At 46.2% G+C, this 24423-nt stretch carries 22 protein-coding genes; 10 read left to right on the top strand and 12 right to left on the bottom strand.

Going from position 1 to position 24423, the window contains the following annotated elements:
* The first annotated feature begins 14 nt into the window (after positions 1-14).
* The 3 genes from QT984_RS22955 (at position 15) to QT984_RS22945 (ending at position 7421) form a co-directional block, all read left to right on the top strand.
* The gene (locus QT984_RS22955) at positions 15-2591 is read left to right on the top strand and encodes a DHH family phosphoesterase (RefSeq protein WP_333375031.1); all 2577 of its coding nucleotides are present in this window, start codon (positions 15-17) and stop codon (positions 2589-2591) included.
* A 481-nt stretch (positions 2592-3072) separates the two neighbouring features.
* Positions 3073-5376, top strand: a complete 2304-nt coding sequence (locus tag QT984_RS22950; protein ID WP_333055334.1) for a serine/threonine phosphatase — start codon at positions 3073-3075, stop codon at positions 5374-5376.
* A gap of 803 nt (positions 5377-6179) precedes the next feature.
* Positions 6180-7421: a protein kinase domain-containing protein gene (locus QT984_RS22945; protein WP_333338906.1), complete on the top strand. Its 1242-nt coding sequence runs from the start codon at positions 6180-6182 to the stop codon at positions 7419-7421.
* A 144-nt stretch (positions 7422-7565) separates the two neighbouring features.
* Here the strand turns inward: QT984_RS22945 and QT984_RS22940 are convergent, their stop codons facing one another.
* Positions 7566-7784, bottom strand: a complete 219-nt coding sequence (locus tag QT984_RS22940; RefSeq protein WP_193973492.1) for a DUF4327 family protein — start codon at positions 7782-7784, stop codon at positions 7566-7568.
* Positions 7785-8253: 469 nt separating this feature from the next.
* On the bottom strand, positions 8254-8391 hold the full coding sequence (locus QT984_RS22935) for a hypothetical protein (RefSeq protein ID WP_333055332.1): 138 nt from the start codon (positions 8389-8391) through the stop codon (positions 8254-8256).
* A gap of 32 nt (positions 8392-8423) precedes the next feature.
* Between QT984_RS22935 and QT984_RS22930 the strand changes: the two genes are divergently transcribed.
* Positions 8424-9404 carry an aspartate carbamoyltransferase catalytic subunit gene (locus tag QT984_RS22930; protein ID WP_333055331.1) on the top strand — a complete coding sequence of 327 codons (981 nt, stop codon included), beginning with the start codon at positions 8424-8426 and terminating at the stop codon, positions 9402-9404.
* A gap of 280 nt (positions 9405-9684) precedes the next feature.
* Here QT984_RS22930 and QT984_RS22925 read toward each other — a convergent pair whose 3' ends face one another.
* On the bottom strand, positions 9685-10089 hold the full coding sequence (locus QT984_RS22925; RefSeq protein ID WP_333055329.1) for an SH3 domain-containing protein: 405 nt from the start codon (positions 10087-10089) through the stop codon (positions 9685-9687).
* 636 nt (positions 10090-10725) lie between these two features.
* Here QT984_RS22925 and QT984_RS22920 point away from each other — a divergent pair.
* The 3 genes from QT984_RS22920 to QT984_RS22910 all read left to right on the top strand — a co-directional run bounded on the left by QT984_RS22920 (position 10726) and on the right by QT984_RS22910 (position 12715).
* On the top strand, positions 10726-11217 hold the full coding sequence (locus tag QT984_RS22920; RefSeq protein ID WP_333055327.1) for a molybdenum cofactor biosynthesis protein MoaE: 492 nt from the start codon (positions 10726-10728) through the stop codon (positions 11215-11217).
* 93 nt (positions 11218-11310) lie between these two features.
* A complete protein-coding gene (locus QT984_RS22915) occupies positions 11311-11970 on the top strand; it encodes a sigma-70 family RNA polymerase sigma factor (protein ID WP_041622468.1) in 660 nt (219 codons plus the stop codon).
* Between the two features lie 139 nt (positions 11971-12109).
* Entirely contained in the window at positions 12110-12715 is a 606-nt protein-coding gene (locus QT984_RS22910; RefSeq protein WP_333055326.1) for a zf-HC2 domain-containing protein, read from the top strand.
* A 216-nt stretch (positions 12716-12931) separates the two neighbouring features.
* Here the strand turns inward: QT984_RS22910 and QT984_RS29865 are convergent, their stop codons facing one another.
* The 4 genes from QT984_RS29865 to QT984_RS22895 form a co-directional block, all read right to left on the bottom strand.
* The gene (locus tag QT984_RS29865) at positions 12932-13045 is read right to left on the bottom strand and encodes an NACHT C-terminal helical domain 2-containing protein (RefSeq protein ID WP_445243033.1); all 114 of its coding nucleotides are present in this window, start codon (positions 13043-13045) and stop codon (positions 12932-12934) included.
* Entirely contained in the window at positions 13030-13344 is a 315-nt protein-coding gene (locus QT984_RS22905) for a type II toxin-antitoxin system RelE/ParE family toxin (RefSeq protein WP_333055325.1), read from the bottom strand. The genes QT984_RS29865 and QT984_RS22905 overlap by 16 nt, the downstream gene beginning before the upstream one ends.
* The gene (locus QT984_RS22900; protein ID WP_333055324.1) at positions 13341-13622 is read right to left on the bottom strand and encodes a type II toxin-antitoxin system ParD family antitoxin; all 282 of its coding nucleotides are present in this window, start codon (positions 13620-13622) and stop codon (positions 13341-13343) included. The genes QT984_RS22905 and QT984_RS22900 overlap by 4 nt, the downstream gene beginning before the upstream one ends.
* Before the next feature lie 88 nt (positions 13623-13710).
* A complete protein-coding gene (locus tag QT984_RS22895) occupies positions 13711-16149 on the bottom strand; it encodes an NACHT domain-containing NTPase (RefSeq protein WP_333055323.1) in 2439 nt (812 codons plus the stop codon).
* A 202-nt stretch (positions 16150-16351) separates the two neighbouring features.
* Between QT984_RS22895 and QT984_RS22890 the strand changes: the two genes are divergently transcribed.
* Entirely contained in the window at positions 16352-16954 is a 603-nt protein-coding gene (locus QT984_RS22890) for an ATP-binding protein (protein ID WP_333209634.1), read from the top strand.
* 290 nt (positions 16955-17244) lie between these two features.
* Entirely contained in the window at positions 17245-17913 is a 669-nt protein-coding gene (locus QT984_RS22885; RefSeq protein WP_333055369.1) for a response regulator transcription factor, read from the top strand.
* A 20-nt stretch (positions 17914-17933) separates the two neighbouring features.
* On the opposite strand, the gene QT984_RS22880 is transcribed toward QT984_RS22885, so the two are convergent.
* Positions 17934-18338 carry a gamma-glutamylcyclotransferase gene (locus tag QT984_RS22880; protein WP_333055320.1) on the bottom strand — a complete coding sequence of 135 codons (405 nt, stop codon included), beginning with the start codon at positions 18336-18338 and terminating at the stop codon, positions 17934-17936.
* 120 nt (positions 18339-18458) lie between these two features.
* Between QT984_RS22880 and QT984_RS22875 the strand changes: the two genes are divergently transcribed.
* Positions 18459-19058 carry a glyoxalase-like domain protein gene (locus tag QT984_RS22875; RefSeq protein ID WP_333055319.1) on the top strand — a complete coding sequence of 200 codons (600 nt, stop codon included), beginning with the start codon at positions 18459-18461 and terminating at the stop codon, positions 19056-19058.
* Between the two features lie 158 nt (positions 19059-19216).
* Here the strand turns inward: QT984_RS22875 and QT984_RS22870 are convergent, their stop codons facing one another.
* The 4 genes from QT984_RS22870 to psb27 all read right to left on the bottom strand — a co-directional run bounded on the left by QT984_RS22870 (position 19217) and on the right by psb27 (position 24018).
* Entirely contained in the window at positions 19217-20494 is a 1278-nt protein-coding gene (locus QT984_RS22870) for a bifunctional sterol desaturase/short chain dehydrogenase (protein ID WP_333375028.1), read from the bottom strand.
* A 73-nt stretch (positions 20495-20567) separates the two neighbouring features.
* Positions 20568-21191 carry a restriction endonuclease subunit R gene (locus QT984_RS22865; RefSeq protein ID WP_333055317.1) on the bottom strand — a complete coding sequence of 208 codons (624 nt, stop codon included), beginning with the start codon at positions 21189-21191 and terminating at the stop codon, positions 20568-20570.
* 425 nt (positions 21192-21616) lie between these two features.
* A complete protein-coding gene (locus QT984_RS22860) occupies positions 21617-23260 on the bottom strand; it encodes a family 10 glycosylhydrolase (protein WP_333055315.1) in 1644 nt (547 codons plus the stop codon).
* 359 nt (positions 23261-23619) lie between these two features.
* Positions 23620-24018: a photosystem II protein Psb27 gene (gene psb27, locus QT984_RS22855; protein ID WP_333055314.1), complete on the bottom strand. Its 399-nt coding sequence runs from the start codon at positions 24016-24018 to the stop codon at positions 23620-23622.
* Between the last annotated feature and the right edge of the window lie 405 nt (positions 24019-24423).

Here is a 24423-nt window from a genome sequence, read left to right as displayed (position 1 = left end):
TAATGAAATAACTTATGACAGAAATACTTCAAAATTTGCCAACTCAACCCCTATCCCAACCCCCAGCTTGGCTGATCCAAGCTGTCAGGAACCACGCACCAGAACTCCCCGGAAACTATGCCGCCGCACTTCTCTGGTATAGAGGAATTCACAACCCAGAACAAATACCCGGTTTTTTAAATCCAAAACTTTACCAACCAGCAAGTCCCTTTGAATTCGGACTAGAAATGAACTGGGCGATAGAAAGAATCCAGCAAGCACGAAACAGCGCAGAAAAAGTCGCAATTTGGGGAGACTTCGACGCCGACGGCATTACCTCAACCTCCGTTTTGTGGGATGGACTGGGAGAATTTTTTACTCAAAACGACCAATTAACTTATTACATTCCCAACCGCTTAACCGAATCTCACGGACTCAATATTCCAGGAATAGATGCCTTAGCAAAAGCGGGAATCAGCTTAATTATTACCTGCGATACCGGCAGTACAAACATCGCCGAAATCGAATATGCCACCAGCTTAAACATCGATACAATTGTCACCGACCATCATACATTACCAGACGATCGCCCGCCAGCTACAGCCATTATCAATCCCCGCTACTTTCCCCCAAACCACCAACTATTTAACCTTTCAGGAGTGGGAGTAGCTTACAAATTAATTGAAGCATTATATCACACATTACCGGATATTCCGCACCGCCCGATCGCAGATTTATTAGAATTAGTGGCGATCGGCTTAATTGCCGATTTAGTCCAACTCACAGGAGACTGCCGCTATCTAGCACAACTCGGAATCGAACAACTGCAAAAACAACTCACAAATCCCACCCGTCCAGGAGTTGCAAAATTGCTCGAACTGTGCAAAAGATCGGGCGATCGCCCAACCGACATTTCCTTCGGCCTCGGCCCCCGAATCAACGCCGTCAGCCGCATTCAGGGCGACGCCAGCTTCTGCGTAGAACTCCTCACCAGCCGCGACAAAAAACGCTGCGAAGAACTAGCAAATCTAACCGAAATTGCCAACTCCCGGCGCAAATCTTTACAAAAAGATGTTGCCAAAGATGCCGCCAACAAATTAGCCAAACTCGACCTTTCAACTACTAGCGTCATCGTCCTCAGCGACCCTCAATGGCCCGTAGGAGTATTAGGATTAGTAGCGGGACAAATCGCCCAAGAATACGGCCGCCCCGTGATTTTATTCAGCACAGAAGGAAGCGAAGAAATTAACGAAAATTCCCCGGAAACACAATTTATCGATTCCTTAAACCCAGAATTACCAACACTCCCCCAATCCAAAATCCAAAATCCAAAATCTAAAATAGCTAGGGGTTCCGCCCGTTCTGCCAATCAAATTGACCTTTACCAATTAGTCAAAGACCAAGCGCATTTATTGGACAGATTTGGTGGTCATCCCTTTGCAGCCGGATTGAGTCTCCCTGTGGAAAATATCCCCCTATTTACCGATGCGGTAAATCAGCAACTGCGACAACAATACAGCACCGATAGTTTAACAGCCGCCCCCGTTCAAGCAGACCTAAAAATTACTGTATCCGAATTAGGCAAAGACTTATTTCAAGAACTAAAATTGCTCGAACCGTGCGGTATGGGCAATCCAGCACCCAAATTGCTGATTGAAAACTGCTGGTTTGAGAATCTCTGGAATCAAAAAATCAAGGATTTGAAAGGACAAAAAGTAGAATATATCAAAACAGAATTTACAATTAGGGATGAATCTAGCCCTACGGGATTTCCCGGCATTTGGTGGGGACACAATCAAAATGAAGTTCCCCAAGGCCGCTGCGATGTCACCGTTGAACTCGATTTTAATACTTACAAATCGCGGTATGAAGTGCGCCTCGTAGCAGTGCAAGAACGCACGGAAGAGGGCCAAATCAATTCGCCCGCTAAAATAGATTGGATCGTAGATTGGCGCAATAAAAATAATGATGGAGAGTTGTTAGCAGCCAGCACAAACTTAGAATCTTCAATGTCGATCGACAATCTAGTTTACAATTCCCAAAAGGTCGATCGCGAAAACTCGATCGTCCTCAAAGAATGCCCCGCAAGCTGGGACGAACTGCGGATCTGGTTTCGCCAAGCACAGCAAACTCAGAAAAAACTCGCGATCGCCTACACATTACCCCCACTCGTACCCCCACAGCAAATCTGCCAACAGCTAATCGGCATCGCCAAATACCTCAGCCGCACCAAAAAACCCGTCACCAGACAGCAACTCCGCCAGAAACTCGGCATCAGCGACACATCCTTGCAACTAGGGTTCAAAACCCTAACATATCTCGGTTTTAAAATCAATTATCGCGATCGAGCTTTCCACATCACCAGACAACCCGAAACCGCACAGCAGGAAGACGCGCCAAAGCAAATCCCCCAACAGTTATTACATAGCCAATCCATCCAATCCTCAGTGCCAAATTCCCCCATCGCCGCCCGTTTTGCAGCGCAATTCCTAGCAGCAGTATCCGAAGAACAATTCCGGCGGAAATATTTCTGTGAAGTACCCCTTTCCACCATTGTGTCGATCGCCCGAGAAACCGTTTTCCAAGAAGATTCTACAGCAATTCTCTTCTAACTGAGATATTGGACTATTGTCAAGAACAGGCAAGATGCCTGTTCCACAAAGAAGGAATTTTCTTGTGGAACAGGCATCTTGCCTGTTCCTAAACAAGTAATTGAGAATGGTGCAACACATGAGTTCTAACTGACATATTGCACCGTTGTTAAGAACGGGATCTTCGGCCCGTTCCACTCATGAGATAACTTTTATTGTCGGGCCCGCACGCTGTTACCACCGGTGGGGCTGGCTTTTGGGGCCCTGAAGCGAGAGAGGTTGTTGTAGATGTGGCTTAAGAAGCCTATTCCTGACACCGATGCAACATCTCAGTTCTAAGAAATATCTTACTTCTGAATTCATCCCGATAAAATAAGGCATAGGGCAATGGGAGTTATCCGTTGCGAGTCAGACCCAAAACTCATAACTCCTAACTCACAGGCCACAACCCAAAACTCCCCACCGCTTTCACTAGATCGCCCATCTCCAATTTAAAACCCCTATGCTTCTCTGTCCCCGCTGCCAATTTGAAAATCCCAATCCAAACAAGTTTTGTCAACAATGCGGAAATTCCCTAATTTACAAACCTTGCCACGAATGCGGTGCCCAAGTCGCTTTTAGCGCCGCATTATGTCAGAATTGCGGCGTCGCAACAGGTCAAGTGTGGCGGGCCATTATCTGCGGTCGATCGAATTTTCCAGCAGTCGAGGCAGACGAGTCCACCCTACCCCCAGCCGAGTTTCCCCAAAAACCAGAGAGGGTTCCAGAAATCGCATCGCGCCAAAACTCTCCTGAACCAATCACAGACGCCATTAAAACCGAAATAACCACCCCAGCCGAACCCCCAATAGCAGTCGCATCAACTTCTCCACAGCCAAGCGACGGCGAATTCAGCAGCACAGAAATTGACCCTGTGGTAGCCGTGGGGGCGATCGTACCAGCATCCTTTCAAACAACCGAAAAAAGCTCTACTACAGCACCAGAGCGCGAAATAACCCCATCTGAGCAGCATTTTACAACCGCACCACAGCCTCAACAAATCCCGGAAGCAACCGAGAACCCCGACAGCCCAAACATAGCTGACATCTCCCCCCCATCTCCAGAATTCCCCATCCCCAATTCAGAATATGTCATCCCTTCCCAGCCAGCAGGAGCTTATTTAGACACTCAGCAGCGCTACCAACTCCTAGAAACCGTGCCGCCGAGAAAACGCTCAGACACAGTAGCAGTAACAGTCTTGGACTGTCAGCCGCTGGAAATGTCACCCCTCAAAGCCATGCTAGCAGCCAACTCTGCCAGCGTCGCCAGACGAACATCCCCCTACACCGCAGCAATCAAAGACGGAGAAAATTCAACCAATCCCGCCTTAGCAGAGCTTTGCCAAGGCATAGCTGAACCTTATCTGGCACTCCGGTGGCAATTCTCTCAAAACCTGCCAGTCATTCACGATAGCTGGTCAGACAACGAACAGGCAGTGCTGCTGCTAGAAGACTGTTCCCAATGGCCGCCGCTGGTAGAACGCTGGAATCAACCCGAAACTTCCACCCAGCAAATTTTATACTGGCTGCACGAAATGACAGAACTGTGGGCTGCCCTAGAACCCTGGCGCTGTCGGCAAAGCTTGTTGGAACTGACAAATTTGCGAGTCAACCCCGACTCTTCCTTTTCTTTGGCTTCTTTGCGGCTGCAATACCTCTATCCCGAACCGGCCGGCTCCAACCTGCAACTGGTAGATTTGGGGCAATTGTGGCAGGTGATATTTAGCCAGTCCGATCGTCGCACTCAGTTTGGCGCATTGCTCGAATTGCTGCAACAAATGTACAGAGGCGAGATTAACACAATCGAAGAATTGCGATCGCGCCTAGAAACAGTTCCCCTCGAACTCCAACCCGCACCTTCACCAAGCTCAACCCCGACGCGCAGGCATTACCGCAGCCCCGACGAGTCCCCCCCCGAAGTTGGCGAGGTCTTAACCCAGCCCATGCCACTCCAGATTTATAGCTTAGAAGACGCAGGCCTCACCGATGTTGGCCGCACGCGCGACCACAACGAAGACTTCTTCAGCATCTGGACTCAGCTAAACAAACTCGAAAGCTCCTTCGGTCGCATTTTTCAAACCAAAGGGCTTTACATTCTCTGCGACGGCATGGGCGGACACGACAGCGGAGAAGTAGCCAGTCAACTAGCGGCTGAAACCCTCAGAGAATTCTTTCAAACCCGTTGGGAAAATCAACTACCTCCGGCAGACACCATCCGCGAGGGAGTCCTGCTAGCCAACAAAGCCATCTTTGAAATCAATCAAAAAGACGGACGCTCCGGCAGCGCCCGCATGGGTACAACTCTAGTCGCAGTCTTAGTTCAAGACACCCAATTCGCCGTTGCCCACGTCGGCGACAGCCGCCTCTACCGACTGAGAAAGGGACAAACCCTAGAAAAAATCACCTCAGACCACGAAGTAGGCCAGCGCGAAATTAAGCGCGGGGTTGACCCGGAAACTGCTTATGCCCGTCCCGACGCCTATCAACTAACTCAAGCCATCGGCCCGCGAGACAGTAATTTTCTCAAGCCAGAGGTGCAGTTTTTAGACTTGTGCGAAGATACTTTGTTGATTTTGGCTTCCGACGGCCTGACAGATAATGATTTGTTGGAAACTCACTGGCAGAACACTCTCGAACCCCTGTTCAATCCCCAAGCTGATCTCGACCAGGGAGTTGCCCAGTTGATTGAACTCGGCAACAAACGCAACGGTCACGACAATATCACGGCAATTATCATTCGGGCGCAGGTAGGCGCATTTCGATTTTAGAATTTGGATGCTGCCAACTTTTCCAAAGGTGGCGCTTTCCCCCGTGACTGCCTGGGTTAAACCTCCGATTGTTGCATAGAAAAAAAACAGCTTCTGTCGTTTCCGGGCAAAGCTTTACTTCTCGCTCTGTTTTCTAGGTATCCGGTGTTAAAGCAGCTTCAGCTTGAGTGTTCAAAAACTGATTGCAGACCCATAAGATTGCAGAAAAGCTGTGGAGTACCAACCATTTATCAGTAGCTTTAATTTTGAGACTATGTTCAGGAAATCTACCGAATAAAGTTGCTTGATAGTAAGTGGATTCATCATTGTTGAAAGAGCTTTCACTTACAAAAATAGTTAGTCTAATGAAAAAAAATAAACTAAAATGAAGTTAGTCTGCAGGCGGGCTGATGCAAAATCTGTTTTATACTCGATCGCTATCGGGGCAACGTGGGAAGTGTCTTCTCTACATATATATGTGGGGCTGACATCACAATCTGCTGCTACATCAAATTTACGTAAAAGTTTAGCGATTGTTTACCTAGTTTTTGTTGTGGCAATTGTTAAATCGATCGACTGTTTTTTAAGGAGCGATCGACCCCTCACAAATTTTATGAATAATTGTTCCCCAAAAACTATTTATAAATTCATGGTTTATGAAATCTTTAATCATAATCAGGATATTATAAAGTTTTCCTAAAACTAACGTGTGAAGCTCATAATTAATTTTTAATTTCTAATTTTTCAAAGCCCTACGCCCCTAATCTGTAAATTCCCGCCAACTCTCACTGCCACATTAGGGAGTTCAACCACATCAAGCGAAAATGCTGCTGACTCTTTTAGATCCAGAAAAACAAACCCCCCTGCAACAGTGGAGTTTCCAGAGCGAATCCATTATTCGCATCGGCCGCTCTCCTGAAAATCACGTTGTGATCCCCAATGCTCTAGTGTCGCGGCAGCATCTGGAACTGCAAAGAGTTAATAGCGGGAGATCCAGCCAGTGGTACTTAGTCAATTCGGGGACAAATGGCACTTTGGTTAACGGTATTCTCATGTCTCAGGGTTGGATATCCGACGGTGCCCTGATCCAGTTGGCGCGGGGCGGCCCAATTCTGCATTTCCAAGTGATTACTATTGAACTCGGCGGCAAAATTAAGGCGAACCCCACCGTCAATCTCGTGGCACCGAGATGTACCCATGCGGGAAACCCGCAGGGGAATTTATTCTGCATCCACTGCGGCGAACCGATTAAAGTCGATCGCACGGTGCGCCACTACCAAGTGCTAAGAACTTTGGGCCAAGGCGGTATGGGGACAACGACTTTAGCCTGGGATCGAGAGAAAGCGAAAGCTCAACAACCCGGAAGTTCCCCCGCCGCTTCTCTGGTAGTCCTCAAGGAAATGAATGCTGATATGGCTCAAATCCCCAAAGCTCAAGAACTGTTTGAACGTGAAGCTAAAACTCTCAAGGCCCTCCACCATCGGGGAATTCCTCAGTTTTTTGACTTTTTTGTGGAAGGGGGTAAAAAATACTTGGTGATGGAAATGCTCCACGGCGAGGATTTAGAAAAACGCATCTACAACCGCGGCCCTGTTGCTCCCCAACAAGCAATAGAGTGGATGATCCAAACCTGTGAGGTTTTGGACTACATTCACTCTCAAAAACCCCCGATCGTCCATCGGGATATTAAACCTGCTAATTTGCTGGTGCGCCACCGCGACAATTGCATTACAGTGCTGGATTTTGGTGCCGTTAAAGAAATCGGCACTCCTCCGGGCACTCGCATCGGCGTTGAAGGCTACACCGCACCAGAACAAGACCGGGGACAGCCTCTCCCTCAGTCGGATTTATATGCTATTGGGCCTACTTTAATTTTTTTGCTAACGGCCCAAAGCCCTCAAAACTTTTACGGGAAAATACCGGGAGGTTACGGGTTTAAGCTCGATAATATTCCGACGATCGCCCCCAAGCTGCGGGACACCATTTTGCGAACCACCGCAGCTAAGCCTGGGGATCGCTTTCAAACTGCTCAACAATTAGCTCGAGCTTTAGCAGCTTCCCTTTAATAGAAGTCAGAAGTCATTAGTCATTAGGAACAGAGCAAAGGTCCGAGGGAAGAGGGAAGAATTTAGCAACGGAAATTTATGAAAGAAAATTTACCCGATCGCCTCAAAATTTCTCTCCGACACCCCAGTCCTCCGTCTCCTCTGTTATTCTTCGTCCCAAGCTTCTACAGCTATCAATTCGCTCACGGGGTCTTGCATAGAAAAATCAAACTCTAGCAATTGCTGTTTCCAGTACGGCCATTCGTCGCCGTAAAGCAGAGCAATTTTCCAAATACTGTCTGTGGGCTTGATAATGTCAGACGTGACGAGAGAATGCACCTGACGCTGGAACTTAACCATCGGCTGTATCACCTTCTGGCTCATAATACCTCTTGAATTGTTTAAATCTTGTGTAATTACCACTTCCCAGCGCACACTCTTTATCGCAGTTTCGCCAAGAACAGTCTAGCCAAGATACGTGTAGATTTTAGTCGGGAAGCTACATATTCAACTTGTATCTCAACACTGTTCGTTTTGACAAGGCCCTATAAGCAAGACTGAATAGTCAAGACCGACTTCAAAGAATTAATCATCTGTGAAATGTCGCACTGTATGCTGTCGATCGGCAGTGGAAGGTTTGCCGCCTCAATTGTTTCCACATAGTAGTAGATGCAAGGGCTGCGCTCGGCTTGTTCTGGAAAAGGCTGAGTTTGCGTAGGAGAAACTGCAACTACTGCGCTTTCGCTGCTACAGCGTAATTTCCGCTTTCCTGCGGGTAAACCACACCTGTTTCACCTTCGACGCTGGGTTCGCTGTGAGAGTGGGATGTGAACTACATAAACCGATTATAACTCTACTGACCGCAAAAGCGATCGAAAATTGTTGGATACTGTTGATCGCCACCCCTAAATGTCGATCGAACATTCAAAGGCGACAGCACAGCGGGCGTACCAGCAAGTTCCAAACCCATCGTCCGTCCTGATTGATTCAATCTAAAATCTAAAATCTAAAATCTAAAATTGTATGACTTGGACAAGGCGACACATTCTCACTCTGGCTGATTTTACCTCGGACGAATACGATACGGTGCTGCAAACAGCAGCCAGTTTTCGGGATGTGCTCGGCCGCCGCACGAAGAAAGTGCCGGCCCTGCAGGGTCAAGTGGTCGCGAATTTGTTTTTTGAACCTTCTACCCGGACTCGCAATAGTTTTGAGTTGGCGGCGAAGCGGCTGTCAGCGGATACGCTGAATTTTACCCCTGGAAGTTCTTCTCTAACGAAGGGGGAGACTATTCTGGATACGGCTAAGACTTATCTGGCGATGGGAACGGATTTGATGGTAATCCGGCACGAACAAGCTGGAGTTCCCAGCACGATTGCTTCGGAAATGGATCGCTTGGGGTCAAGAGTCAGCGTTCTCAATGCTGGAGACGGCCAGCACGAACACCCATCGCAAGGTTTGCTAGACTTATTTACTATTTGTGTTCTGTTAGATAACGAAAATCCGCGGCTGGAACTTTTAGCGGGCAAAAAAATTGCTGTGGTGGGCGATATCTTGCATTCGCGGGTGGCTAGGTCTAATATTTGGAGTTTAACGGCTTCTGGGGCAGAGGTTCATTTGGCCGGGCCGCCGACTTTGCTACCGCTGTTGTTTGCTGAGTGTGGCGATGGTAGGGAAGGCAAGTTATTTTTGCACTGGCAGCTTGAACCTGCTTTGGCCGATGCTGATTTTGTGATGACTTTGCGGCTGCAAAAGGAACGGATGAGCGACCATTTGCTGCCTAGTTTACGAGAGTACCATTCTTTGTACGGGATTACGCGCGATCGACTGAAACTCTGCAAGCCCGATGTGAAGGTGTTGCACCCAGGCCCAGTTAACCGCGGCGTGGAAATTAGTTCGGATTTGATGGACGATGCCCAGTTTAGCCTGATTTCTCAGCAAGTTACCAGCGGCGTGGCGGTGCGGATGGCATTACTTTATCTAATCGGCGGCGGTAAAGTTTAGGCTGTTAGTTGTTAGTCAATCGATTTTAGATTTTGGATTTTGGATTTTCGATTGACTTGCGCGAGATAAATGCTCTTTCTTGAGGATTTTGGATTTTCGATTTTGGATTGATTCCACGGATAAATCCGGGGGCTTGATACCACCTTTGAAATTCGTGGTCATGAATTTCGGATATTCCATGATTTTCAGGATCGATCGCCTCTTTACAATAATCGTTACCCAGTATGGCCGGGTAACGATTAAAACTCTTTCTAGAAATGTCAAGTGCTCTAGTTAAGAGTTAGGAAAGCCAGGACGCAGATACCCAGCCGCCACCTTTGACTTGTGCCCAGCCGTTTTTGTAACGACCGGTTAATTTTACGTGGTCTCCACGATATAACTTGCCGATTACATGAGAACAGCTACTGGGGCGGTTGCGGATATTCAGTCGGCCCCCATTGGTGACAACTTTGGCGTAGTTGTGATGACCGTGATGGGCGCGATGGCCACAGTGTTTGCGGTAGCAACCTGCGGCCTGGGCTTCGCCACCGACACTCAGAACAGATAGGGCTACTGCCATACCTGCAACGCCTATCCATGCAGAATTAGGAATTTTCAAGCCCAGTTGGTCTAACGACTTGACTTGGAGTTCGGACTCTGGAGATTCATAAGCAACAAAAGAGTGGCTCAATGCTAGTGCTTCCATAGTTTCCTCGTGATTGTTGTTAACCTTTATTGGTGCAGACTCAGGTCAAAACCTCAATTAACAGCCCAAATTATTAACTTATGTTTCATAAAAGCCACAAAATGGCGTTAAGGTCTTGCTTTTGCCGAGTATTGGCTAATTTTCCTGAACCCTGCACAGGTATATCATGTCATTGATGTAGCTTTCCGGAACAAAAAAATAAATAAAGTTTACATCGACTGCTCAAAATTTTGCAGACGCGGATCGGAACTCCGGGCTCAATTAAACTTAACTGTTTCATTCAAAAGGGAACGAAGTTATCGATTGGGGTTGGAAATTGCTTGTACTGAGTTGCGAATGACACTACTTATTTTGGTGCTGATTTATTGAATTGCTACAGCAATATCGGCAGTTAATTCGATCGAACAAGCATCCGGCTCGTCTTCAAGCACGATCTTAATTTGCTTCTGGTCAGTCATAGTGTAGCCGATCGCACTGGTGCAGAAGTTCGGGGCGATGGAGTCGAGCTCTTACCCGTGCTACAAGATGGGTCTCAAGATTAGTCGCCCTATGTCCCCGACAAGAATGCAAGACAAATCCATCGCGACTTGATTTGTGTCAAGATCAATTAACTTCTCCAGCACCAATTCTTTCGCAATGAACTCCTTGGCTGCACTTTCGATCGGCACAATTCCTCAACGCCATGAATCAGACAGCTTCGCCATTACCTTAGCGCCGTTGTCTGTAGAGGAAATATACGCTTTGGCAGATGACCCCGCCAACGGAGCGGTGGTAATGATGAGCGGTACAGTCCGCAACCAAACTGACGGTCAAGCTGTAGTTTCCCTAGAATATCAAGCCTACGAACCGATGGCCGTGCGAGTATTCCAGCAAATTGCTACTGAAATCCGCCGCCAGTGGGCCGATGTCAATCGGGTCGCCATTCACCACCGCGTCGGACACTTGCAGGTAGGCGAAATCAGCGTACTGGTGGCTGTTGGCTGTCCCCACCGGGACTCGGCCTTTGCAGCTTGCCAGTACGCCATAGATACGCTCAAACACAATGTACCGATTTGGAAAAAGGAACATTGGGCCGACGGTTCTAGCAGTTGGGTTAGTATTGGAGCGTGCGAGGTTGTCGGGCATTAGTCAATCGATTTGAGATTTGAGATAGAAGAGGGGAACTTGTTACGATCTCCTAACGTCAAAAAGTGTGGAATGTTCGATGAGCCAATTCCACCGATGAGCGACTTTATTTCCGTGTCCTGGTCTGCGGTTGTGGCGACCGTTCAAAGAGTGCAATTGCCAGCCGAAAAACTCTCTAATTATGACTTGGTGTTGCGGTGTCAGGAAGGAAATCGACCTGAGACCACGGCCTTTTCAGAACTGTTGAAGCGGTATCAGTCCCACGTAGACAGGGTTCTCTATCACTTGGCCCCTGACTGGCAAGACCGAGCAGACTTGGCTCAGGAAGTGTGGATTCGGGTCTACCGCAATATTAACCGCTTGCAAGAGCCTGTTAAATTTCGGGGCTGGCTGAGCCGCATCGCCACTAATTTGTTTTACGATGAGTTGCGGAAGCGCAAACGGGTGCGAACTCCGCTGTCGCTCGACGTACCTCGTACTCTGGAAGATGGCGAGGTTGATTGGGAAATTCCGGCAGACAGTCCGGGGCCTGATGAAGATTTGACGACGAGAGAATTTTACGACCAGTTGCGGGTGGCGATCGCAGATTTGCCGGAAGTATTCCGCACAACAATTGTTTTGAGAGAAATAGAAGGTTTAGCCTATGAGGAAATAGCCGAAATGACCGGAGTTTCTCTGGGAACTGTCAAGTCGAGAATTGCTAGAGCTCGCCAAAGATTGCAGTTGGAATTGCAAAAATATCTTGATGGTAATTAGCAAGAGTAATTTCAGAGGCGGGTTAAGAAGATTTGATGAAGTTTGCTGTGACATCAAAACTTCTATTTTAAAATATAAATAAGCAGTAAATCATTCTAATAGCGAGTGCGTGATTCCCCAATTAGAGCAAGTGTGAAATATGAAGGGTAACTTTGAATCCGATAAAAATCAAAATCAGCAAGGCGTCGGGGATTCACTCGCCCAAAATCAAGTTAACAACAATTATGCCCAGGGCAATGTAACTACTATGATGCGCGATCGCTTTGAATTGCTAAGTGCCTACCTCGACGGTGAAGTGACGGCGACAGAACGCCGGCAAGTTGAGGAGTGGCTGACAAATGACCCCACTACGAAGCGTTTGTACTCGCGACTGCTGATGATGCAGCAGAGCTTTCAGGCAATGCCGGTGCCTGCTGCGGAACAATCTGCACAGGAGTTGGCGACGAAGGTTTTGCAGCGGGTGGAACGCAAGCCGAAACAAACTTGGATTTTGGGTGGAGGTGCGATCGCAGCTTTGTTGGTTGCGGTGGTGTCTGGTGTCGGTGGCGGCCGCCAATTGTTTGCTCCTCAGTTTGCTCGATCGCCCGTTCCTGCTGAATCTGACGGTTTGATGATGGCTTTAAACGAGCCTCTGGTGGAGATGGTTAATCCTAACGATTTGATGCTTGGGGTGAATGCACCGATCGTGGATATTCCCAAAGTTGGTGTAGCAACCCCTCAAAAGTCATTGCCAAAGCCGCAGTAGGATTTCTGTTTTGAGCAATAACGGAAGTTACTAAGCTCCCTAAAAAAGGGGGCTTTTTGCCGTTTTTCCCAGTTTTTCAAGGTGGATATATCCTTTGACGCTTTCCTGGCTTTGAATGACGAATTGTGGGGCGATCGCATCTTAATATGGGAGTAGGTAGCGAGTGGAATTAGAGCGGGCGATTCCCTACGGGATAGTTTCGCACGCGCGTACTTGTCACCGATTTTTTTTGATATTTGCGATCGGCAACAGCAATGCATCCTCAATTTCCTGCCGCACAGTAGGAGATACACTACAACCGCTATTGAGGCAATCTACCAGCAATTGCACTCATCCTCATCAGAAAATAGAGAAGGTAAATCCCGTTCTCCCCTCACGATCCGAACAATTTCAATTAAGTTGTCCAGTGCCCGATAAAGAATTATGTAACCCCTGATAGGAATTCCCCGCACAGAAGGAGCTAGTTCTTCGTAATTGCGCCCTATATTGGGGAACTTAACTAAATTACGACACTTTTTATCAAAGTCTTCAATAAATTGTTCACCAGCTTCTACATTTCTCGTTGCAAAGTAATCGGTAATTTCATTGAGATCGCGACTGGCTTCAGGGGAAATAATGTAGCGGCTCATTGTTGATTTTCCCGCATTTTGCGAAATTTTTCCCGCAATCTAGCTATAACTATCTCCCCATCAATTCCTTCGCCGCGTTCAAGCTGAGCTAGTCCGGCCGCTACTTTTGGACGAGTTTCATCGACCCATTCTTGATAACGATCGCTCTGTTGCCGATCGCTTCTGTCTGCGAGTAGTTCCAACGCCGCAGCAATTACCTCATCCACCGAAGAATACTTGCCACTTTTGACTTGGGCTTCAATGAATTTATTATGGTCAGGTTTTAGAGTAATGTTCATACGCTTTACTTCTAATAACTTTTAGCCATTATATCATTTCCAGTGGCTCTCTCCGTGTAAAGGCGAAGGGGAAGGCGATGGCGATCAATTAAACTCGATCGCACTTGTCACTGGTTTTTTGAATATTGGCGATCGGTAATAGCAATGTCTCCTCAATTTCCTGCCGCACAGCAGGAGATACATTAGAAGCGCTATTGAGGCAATATACCAGCAATTTATTAGCATCGTAATACTTCCTCAGCAATGACTTCTGCTGTTCGCTAAATTGCCAAACGCGGCGCACATCGCGATACAAAATCATCATTTGTCTTAATCGCTTATCCCAAGACTGACCGTTATCTTGCCACCATTTTGCAAATATCTCTTTGTCACTTTTTGGATCGGGCAGTTGTTCCAGAAGTTCTTGTATCCCTTGCCTTTGTTCAGGCTTAAGGGCAGGTACAAGGTCGGAGTCAAGAACAAGGTCAAGGTTAGGGACAAGGGTACGTTCAAGGGTAAGGCTGATGTAACCAAGGGTAGGCTCAAGTGCATCCTTAAGGACGGTATTCAGGGCAAGGTCAAGAGCACCTTCAAGTGCAAGGTTAAGAACCTGTTCCAAAGCTTGTCCCACAACTTTTTTCAGATAAGGGTCAAGAGAAAGGGCAAAGCCGCAGTCAAGGAGGGGATATTCAAGGGTCAAGTAAAATGCTCTAACTGCCGCAGGTTTGTAGGGAAAATCAACAGAAAGGGATTTTTTGTTGATCCATGTTAGGAACTGCTGCAACTGCTCCTCCTCAGCGACCAGCCCATCAACTTGCTGTTTCATTGACAGCAACAAGTCATCAACTTTTTGCAACATTCCAACTGCTAAAAACAAAACTTCTCGCCAACGCTTCTCGGTCAGGTGGCTGACCAGTTTTTCCAAAGCTTGTGGATCGGAATTGGTAACAATTTCTCTAGCAGTGAAATACTCTTGAAATGTTAGATGAGAAAACGAATAAATCCTTCTTGCCCTCTCCACTAATAATCCATGTTGTGCCTCGATCGCCTTCAGGACAACCTCACTATCTATTTCTAACTGAACGCGGTCAGTTGTGGCATCGGACAAATTAGCTAGATAGTCGGCAATCAATTGCTGAACTGTGTTTTTTTCAAAAAAATAATCGCCCCGCTCAAAAGTAATAGCTGCTACAAAAGCAAGTAAATGTTTCTTGCGGCACAAATTCAAATCGCGATAAACTTCATCCCGTAGAATGCCTCTAGTTTCATCCCATTTTCTGAGCATAATTTCCATTCCTTCCTCATACAACTTGGCTCGGTTGGATGGAAAATCGGCTTTGGCTTGGAATACTAAACAAGTCAGATTAAGCAAAATTGGCGTTACTGCCAGTTCTCTGATTTGCTGATTTTTTTGCAGTTTCAGCTTCTCTACAAATTGAGATGCTAAAGCTTTCCCTGCCTCCATATTCTGGGAAAAAGCCACAAACCAATTGCTCGCAAAGGCAGCGATTTGCTCGCAATTAAAATCGGCTACCTCCACACAGGTAAAAGCTTCGTCGTGAAATCGGTACTTAGCCGCGGCAATTCGACAGGTAATAATAAACTGATTGTTGTAATACTTTTGGACAAACTGACGAATCTGTCTGACGACTGCATCGCTATCTGATTCTGGCACTTCATCTAAGCCGTCCAATAAAATCAAACATCTGCCTTGACTAAGTACAGATTCAGTTTGCGATCGCGCCTCAACTCCGCAACTGGCAAATTCGTCGCTGATATATTCTAATAAGTCAAGATTAGCGATTGCAGCAAAGGTTTTTAGGGGGATAAAAATCGGTATTTTGTTGGCTTCAAATTTTGCGCGATCGCACTGAATGGCAATGTGTTTCAAAAAGGTAGTTTTACCGGAACCAGGTTTGCCGAGTACCATCAGTTTAGAGTGAGATTTCACGGCATCCAATCCTGGTACTCGTTTCTGGCATACTTTACCTAATCCCAAGCGGTTAAAGTTATCCGCATCTGGGTTGAAGTCTCTCAGTAAATCGCTAATTTCTCCCGGCTGCCAACTGGTAATTTCCTCCAAAATGTTGACTTCAACGTAGAGGTTGCTGACATCAACGGGCTGTGCAATATCCAACAGTTGCATTTTGCTGTAAAGCTGTTGAATTTTGCTGTGGCATTTTTGCCGTATCTCTTGCACTACCGAATCAATATGCTGTTGGCAAAAATCTTTAACCCCCCCAACCCTCCCTTGGTAAGAGGGGGCTAAAGGAGGACGATCGACAATTTCTTCCCAATTCAACTGCAAAACCGTGCAGAAAGCCTTGAAAGCATTAGCCTTAATGGGTTCTCTTCCTCCTAAAAAACGCCTCCAAGTTGGCAGGGAGAGGCCATCAGCATAAGGCCCGGCCTCTGTCCAAGTTCGATCGGGTTCTAATGTTTTACTAGCTTCTACTAGCCATCTGGGGTCTTCTATGGTCGAGCCCCTTTCTCTTCTAGCTTGCTTAATTTTTACTAATCCCTCTTCAGAGGCTTTGAGGGTTGTCATTATATAATTTACTTATCTAATTGTCAATATCAGTTTTCCCTCAGTTTAGCGATCGCAAACTGAGTTTGTCAAGACCTGAGCAAAAAAGAGAAAATGATCAGGACAACAACTGCACGGCCTACGCGAAAAGTCAGGCATAAATCATGCAAACTTAATCGTTCCGAATGCCACTCTCTTTTTTAGGTAAAAAAGTACACATTAAATGATGACAAAGGATAGCACCATGATAGATAACATAGATGAAATTCCGTCAGGTGGGATAGGTATAAAAATTATTGGCAAAATTGCCGATGAGCTAAGTTATACCCGCACTTCTGACGGCAGAAACTGTCTGTTCATTGTAAAATATTATCAGCAGCCTGGTATAGTACCATCCCAAGACAGTATTCAAGATGGTTTTTTTAAGCGGGCGATAGATGTTTTAACCAGCTTTAATTTTTGGTTTCAAAAGCAACGACTTCCGCAATCACAGCCAAGTTCTAACCAGCAAGTTAAAAAAATTAGCCTTCACATAAATACTGATATCAAGGCTGTTGCTCAAGTTTTATCGTGGGTTGATACAGTTTTTTTAGATCCTCTACCAATCATTCCCCTAGTCGTTTTGCATCAGTGTAAACTTGCTGTGATTGAAGGGTTTACGAATGCTGTTCGCCACGCTCACAAAAATCTGCCATTAGAAACTCGGATAGAGATTGAAATAAGGGTATTTAACGAACACCTAGAAGTAAAAATTTGGGATTGGGGAGAGCCTTTTGACTTCCAAGCGAAGTTGAAAGAAGAATTGCCAGAAAAAAGTCTGTATTAGTTGGAACGACCTGGGATTTTCGCTTCACTAAAGCTGTTCTTTAATTGCCCGGTTGAAATTGACAAAAGAAAGAAACTTTTTGGTGATGACTACTGATACTACTCCCAAGATTCTCGTTGTGGATGATGACCGAAAGCATCCAGGATACAAGCCCCCGGATTCATCAGTCCAGAAATAAAAAACCTGTATTCGATGAAACTTGCCGAACGTATTTATCTCGCGCAAGTCAATGCTTCAATGCTTCAATTCTAAAATCTAAAATCTAAAATCTAAAATCGAGTGACTCATCCATCCGCACTCTAGTTCATCGCTTTTTAAATCAGAAATATCAAGTAGATTCGGCAGCAGATGGCGAGACGGCTTTAACATTGTTTGAGAAATTAAAGCCACTGCTAGTCGTTCTTGATTGGAATTTGCCGGATACTACAGGCTATCACCTCTGCCAGGAAATGCAGCGCCGTACTAATGTTTTTGTGATTATGCTAAGCAGCCGCACAGACGAAGGTGATAAAATTAAAGTCCTGTCTGCAGGTGCTGATGACTATATCTGCAAACCCTTTGGTTTGGCGGAGTTGGCAATTCGTATAGAAGTTGTGTTGAGACGGATGAGGCCTGTCACTTCATCACGTATTGTATTCGATCAGTTCGCGATCGATTCAGCGCGTCGGGAAGCAACACTCAACGATCGCACTATCAAGTTAACAGCCTTGGAATTTAATATTTTGTATTTTTTGGCTAGTCATTCCAATCAATCTTGGAGTCGCCAACAGCTAATCGAAAAAATCTGGGGGTGGAACTGCAACGACACAGGAGAAGAGAACGTTGTTAGCGTACATATCGGTCAGATTCGCAAGAAAATGATTCAAGTTGATGCTAATGCGTCGCAGTTTATTAAAACAATTCGGGGTTACGGTTACAGGTTCGAGCCGCCGAATCGCACTGCAAGGGCTATTTCCTAAGCTCATCGGCATTAACCACTTTATTTGGTGAAAAACCGATTTTCCCACCTGCCGTGGGGCAGCCAGATGCCTCCTAGGGAACGGACGCGATCGGGTAACATGAAGTAAGCCCAAGCCGTGCCTAAAGGTTTGAGGTGTCGATCGAAGATTTCAATTTCCTGCCGTTGATATTCGTTTTGTGTCGGTTCCCGCAGCGGATGATAGTCTTCCAATCGGTCTAAATCGTCCAAAATAGCCGAATTTGCGAAACAGAGGAGAAAACCGCAGACTGTGCCATCTCCGGCCATCATCGCAGGATAGCCGATCGGCAGCGCAAAAAGTTGACCGCGGGCGATCGCGGGGTAAGCATTCACAACTTTTCCTTCGCAGTAGCGGAGGTAGTTGCACTCCCCCGGTTTGAGAGTGCCGTAGACAAAGACTTTCATCGGGTAGGGCCTAACCGCTAGTTTTTGCTAACATAGATGGCTAAGCTAATAGTTTAAGTCTCGCGGGCGATCGCGACTGCAATCTTGATAAATTTCGTTGTTTACCCTTTCTTATAATTCATGACTCTAGCAGTTAGTTTTATTGCTTTTGGACTTGGGCCTTTGTACTTGAGCTCTTTTTTGCCGTCCCTGCCCCTTGACAGCTTGTTTTCGACTCAAGGGATTATGGTGATGCTGCTGGCGGCCTATGCGGGGGCGATGTGGATGTTTCTCACCAGTGCTCCGAAGGTACACACGGTGATGGTATCGGATCTCGGACAAGCGAGGGAGTTCTATGAAGGTATGCTAAACCTGCCCGTAGCAGAAGTGCCACTGCACTACTACTACAATTACGAGCAAACTTTGGGCACAACAGGTATTGATCCGCTGTATTTGTCGCCGAATGTCGGGAGGGCAACGACCTCTCAAACGCTGGGGAGTCCCGATGGTTTGTGGTATCAGTTGATGAAAAATACCCAACTGCACATTATTAGCGGGGCCGGTGCAGGGGAAAAAAATCGTCCGCGTCACGTTTGTTTCGATCGCGATTGTTTGGATCAGCTATTGATGAGGGTACAAACTCGCGGCATTAGTTATAAAATTCGCCGGGAAAAGCCGCTGAATTTTTTGGTCAAGGATTACGATGGCCGCGTGATTGAAATGGCTGAGGTTAGTAATTAAATAAGACTCAGCGGTTAAAAGCTATCCTACACAAACTTTGGTCACGGCAGAGAGCGACTAAAGAATAAAAGGGGTATTAAAGCCGAATTTGGTATTACATCCCAAGTTAGAACCAAGTTAGAAACCCGGTTTATCTAAAAAACCGGGTTTCTTTTTTGTCAATTAATCTTAGATTCAACGCTAGATTTTTCCGATGTCGCCACTGCTTTAATCTCTGAAATCGCTTTCCGGCTGAAAATTTGGAAGTAGAGGGAAACAAAAAACTCTTTGACTGGAAAAATGATAAAAGTCAAAGGATTAATTGTCACGATGATATTGCGGGCATCAGCTTTAGCTTGTTTGACAACTTGCTGCGCTACCCAATCTGGAGACATAATGCCGATCGGGTTTAAGTTGCTTTTAAACGGCCCTAAAATCAGTTTGCGAACGATGCAGGGTGCGTCTAGCCGGCGCAGGGTGACTAAATCTCCGAGGGCGCGCTTGCTGAGTTCGTACAGGGGACTGACAGCGGGAATTACTTCGGCTTCTGAAGTGTTGATCCAGACTTCTTTGCAAGCAATGTTTTCGTTAGTGCGGACTGTTAAGAAAAAGAGTTCCATCAGCCGCCACGCGGAAAAAGTGTTAATTTCGTATGAGTTTGCGATCGCCTCTCCTGTTCTTTCTCCCTGTACGTTAATCCCGTGATTAATGACGAGAATATCGATTTTTTCTAACAATAGGGCTAAGTCTGCCTCTTGGCCAGCTTGCCAAGTTACGGTTTTTACAGGTAAATTTTCGCCGTCTACATCCAAAGTAATTTCCTCATTTCCCGATGAGAGGGCGATCACTTTTGCACCAGCTTTGTGCAGGTGTTTGAGTAGCAAACGTCCTAAAGTTCCCGATGCACCGGTGACGGCTACAGTTTTGCCTTTGAGAGAAAGTGCTGTACCCATAAGTTTATCTATTAAGGTGAAAGTACCGCAATAGTAAGCATTTTGATTGTCGAAGTGATGCCGCCAGTGATAAGGTTTATTAACTAACCACTTGCCAGGGGGAGTCAGGAAGTCTCCCGGTTGGTGGGTGATGTCGGTTAATTCGTCTGCACCTTTGATGCCGCACCCGCGGGCGATCGCGCTCAACAAAAAGCCTAAAGTATAAATACAACCGGCTGCTGCACCCCAGTGGTATTCCGGCAGCCCAAAATAAGCTACAACCCACAGCAACAAGCCCAAAACCATCATCGCCGCACCTTCGGGCACGTCGTGACGCCAGTGTGCTTGCTTGTAAATTGTCTCGCTGACGGGGGTCAAATTCGGGCGGAAAACGCGGTGATGCCAAGTGTGCAGCTTTTGCAGGGGTGCCCAATAATGGGACACGACGTGATAAAAGTCTCGTATTATTTCTGCCCAGCAGACAGAAGCTATTGCCACAGCGCCGACTATCCAGTAATTTACCATGCTCACATTAGTTTGAAATTTGAGATATTAGAGATTGTCTGTTTTGAAAGATAACTCAAAATGGCTTTTATTGCTAGTCTGGAAGTTGACTCAGGCGTTTTAAAATCTGCAAAACGCGGTACAATTCATTGCCGGGATTGGAAATAACAAATTCCGCCGATCGGGCATACTGGGGAGTTTCGCCTCTAACTAACTTGACAAAATTGAAATTAGCACCTGTGGAAATCATTCCAAAAGTAGGAGTTTCTGGGTTCGGATATGCCAGCATATATGTCAGGAGTTGTGCGATTGCTTCGTCTGTTGAAAACGAAAGTTGTTTGGATTCAATTACTGTCACCCACAAGTTTGCTTTCATAATTAAAATATCTATTCTGCCTTCGATGATTCTGCCTTCGTCTTCCTCTTGAATTGCGATCGACTTTTCGGCTTTGACTTGAAAAGGAGACTCATACAGACCGGCAATAAACAAAATGGGGCTGATGATTGTTAGCTTGACTGCATTTTCCAATACAGGCGGGTTGTCTACCAAGTTGAAGTATATGTCTTGGACGCGATCGAGCAATTGTTTTTCTGAGTCGGTTACTTCGGGTAAGTTTTCTTGCCATTCTCGGAAAAATTCGCTGTTGCGAACTCGCTGTAAACCGAAGTTATCGATTAGATAGCGGAGGTTGATATCTCTTGCTTGTACTTTTTGCATTATGATTAAGCAAGGCTTTTATGGTTATTAATAAGTTTAGCAGAATTTGGATTTTTAACCGCAGATGAACGCAAATGAACGCAGATGAAATTCTGAGTAAGTTAATTTGGCCCAGATGTCTGTTCATTGGGATTTGCGATCGGCAATTCGCTGTTTTTGTCCCGCTTGCATTTCCAGCAATTTTTGAACAATCTCATTATGCCTGATTGTTCAGCTAGCTTAAAAGTTGGGTAAATTATTTTTTTTGCAAAAGGTCGATCGCACTCAATCAATACTGAGGCAAAAACCGGGTTTTTTTAGGCAAATCAATCGTGGTTCGCAGCCGATTCCGATAGAAAAACCCGGTTTATTGATCCAAAATCTACGCTTTTAGGCTCCGCAACCATAAAACAAGATGATGACACCCTTTTCGTCCAGGAATATATCTACAATCGGCAAGTTTGCCGCGCCCTTTCATCCTCCGGTTCTTGCCACCCAAAAGCAAAATGACTTACCGCATTAATTTGCGGAGTCGCCGAGCGAATTGCCGCCATTTGAATCTCCAAAGACGGTCGATTTTTGAGAGGTTTTCCCCAATCTCCAGCAATGGCAGGAATGATTTTTGCTCCCGGAGGCGCTAAACTTACAGTCCGCTGCACTTGTGGGACAATGCAGCTTACATCCCCGCAATTTCCGTAAGACATGGCGTGGAATTCTACAGCAGCCGGAAAGCTGTCCCAAGGCTGCAATCTCGAATCATATCCCCCTTGATTTATCGCTTGATTTGCAGTAGGAAAAAACACTGCTCCTACAGGAATTCCCATCCTTTGAGCTGGCTGAATAGCTAGTCCAAAAAAATCTAAAATCCCTTGAACGGCGTGAGCAACACTCAGTTTCCACAGGTCTTTTTGCAGAGTGCCGGTATCGGGAAGCCGCGGTGTCGGTTTTGGTGTGGGAGTTGCAGGGTTTGGCTTGTTAGGGGCGGGATTTGTTGAGGCCGATCTTGATGCGGCATTCTGGCTTCTAGAAGGTGGAGTTGCTACTGACATCGCCTGCGGAATTCGACCCTGCCAAAGAGGTTCTCGCTCAGTTGGATACTGTTTGACTACTGCTTGAACGTCATTAGGATTGATAAATCCCTTAGTCAAATATCGCTGAATTAAATCTCGCCCTTGCTGATTGCTAGCCCGCTGCAAAAGAACTTGCTGCGATGCTGGGCCGTAAATCCACAAGTCTTGAACTTTGGTAGCAACTGAAGCGGGCCCGATGCCCCTTAGATAGCGAATGTAGTCGAATAACATTCCTTGGGGCTTGCGCTTGACTATTTGATTTACTAACAAAGTATAGTCTTGCCGTGCTTGTGGGTTGTACGGATCGATAAAGGCTTGATTGCCCGGAACTTCTCCGAAATCCTGATTAATTGCTGCGTCTTCGCTTACTATTAAACTTGTCTGATTTTTACCGTTGATAGCGAGGGTTTGCTGTCTGTCTGGACGCTGAGCATAGCTATAGCCAAAGTTCATGGTAAATAACCAGGCGTATACTTTTAAACCTCGTTGTTTGCCTTTGGCGATCGCCCTTTCTAACAAGTCGTATTTCTCGTAACCGCGATTTCTCACAACAGAAGGCCAAGCCGTAGGATTGTCTGCAACTGGGAGAAGCACTTGACCATCGTAAAACACTTCGACATAGACTTGGTTGTAGCCTTTATTCACAACTTTGTCTAATACTCGATCGAGTTCTCCGGGTCTGACATCGCAGGGATACAAACGCAGCCAAACTGCTTGGGTTTCGGGCCAAGTTTTTTTACGGCATTCTGCTATTTCCCGCGCGTGTTTGTTCAAAACAGCAAAATATGCTTGCTGAGATTCCCGTTTTCCCGACAGCGCGGCGCGGCGCAAGTCTTCTTTTTGATTGACCTGTTCTGGGGATAATTGGCAATAGGCTGATGTTTGGGCAAAAGCTGGTTGATTTCCGATAAACGGCCAAACAAGCTGGCTGATGATGCTACTGGTTAAAACAGCAGTTACCGCACTTAAAAAGCGTCGCTGGTGTTGAAAATTCGCGATGCGAGTTGGTGCAATTTTCATGGGAGAATTGAATGGGGTTTTCTGGTTTAAATTGGGTGGCTATCGCATTTTTGCGATCGCGCTCCACAAGCAGCTACAAATTTTCTACTTTTTTCTGTTGACTTAGTTATGGCACAAGTCGATCGCACAGTGCAAATTCTATCTGGCGGCTATTTAAATTCAATAAGGGCGATCGGGTAAGACAAGACTCCGCGATTAAACGGTTTTGCAGTATTTTTTCCCTAACTGCTGCATAAAAAAGCGCCTGAATACAGTGGGCGCTAAAAGCAGTTGATATTTCTACTAAAAATTGTTAACACTCAAATATCAAGGATGAAAGATGAATTAGTGAAATTTATCCTCGATCCTAAATTTTGAGATTAAGCTCCTCTGTTAAGAGCAGCTTCTACTTGCTGAAATTCTGACTCAAGACGCTTTTTCAATTTTTCAGGAACGGGACGGTTTGGATAGGAACTGTAATGTCCGGCCAAAGAGTTTAATGCCGTCCGCATTGTCGTGAAAGAGGCCAGCTTGGTAAGAGCGGGATCGCGGCGGTATTCAGCAAAAAAATCGTTGATACTCGTGCGAGCCTTGGCTTGAGCGGCTGCTTTTTCCGGCGTGCCCTCTGGCAAAGTGAGCGCTGTTCTCAAGCTGTTCACTAATGCTAATGTGTCTTGGCCATAATCTCCACTCAGAGTGGCGGGAACATTGGTACAGCCCGCTACGCCGATGACAACAACTAATACCAGGGCTAACAGACGGGAAATGTAATGCTTCATAAAAAATTCGGTAAGTGGGAAACTCAGTCACGAAGAGTGCTGAGAGGGAAACGACTCGGCGGTTGAAACCGGCGTGAATCTTTCCATTACCGCCTTGGGATTGCTAGATTCGGTGTACTTTTGTAGTGTACTTTCGATGGGACAATTACCATCTCAAACTTCGCAACCCTGTACGCATAATGTTCGCTCTTTTATGAGCCTCCCTTTCGGGGTAATGTTAGCTTCGACAAAGTTAACGGCCGGTACTATATCTAGGACACTGATTTAACCCAATAAGTCTGTTTAATCCTAAATTTCTAGAGCAAGGAACTAGCTTCGCATCCCTTGGTAGGTCTTTAAACTCTTACCGTTAACGTAGTACGCGAGGTACTTAGTCTGGTCAACTGTGGTTTAAGTCTTAGGCTA

Source organism: Microcoleus sp. Z1_B2 (assembly GCF_036700325.1).
In the GTDB taxonomy this organism is placed as follows: domain Bacteria; phylum Cyanobacteriota; class Cyanobacteriia; order Cyanobacteriales; family Microcoleaceae; genus Microcoleus.
Note: the sequence above shows the minus strand (reverse complement) of the source record. Positions and strands in the feature narration are given on the sequence as shown.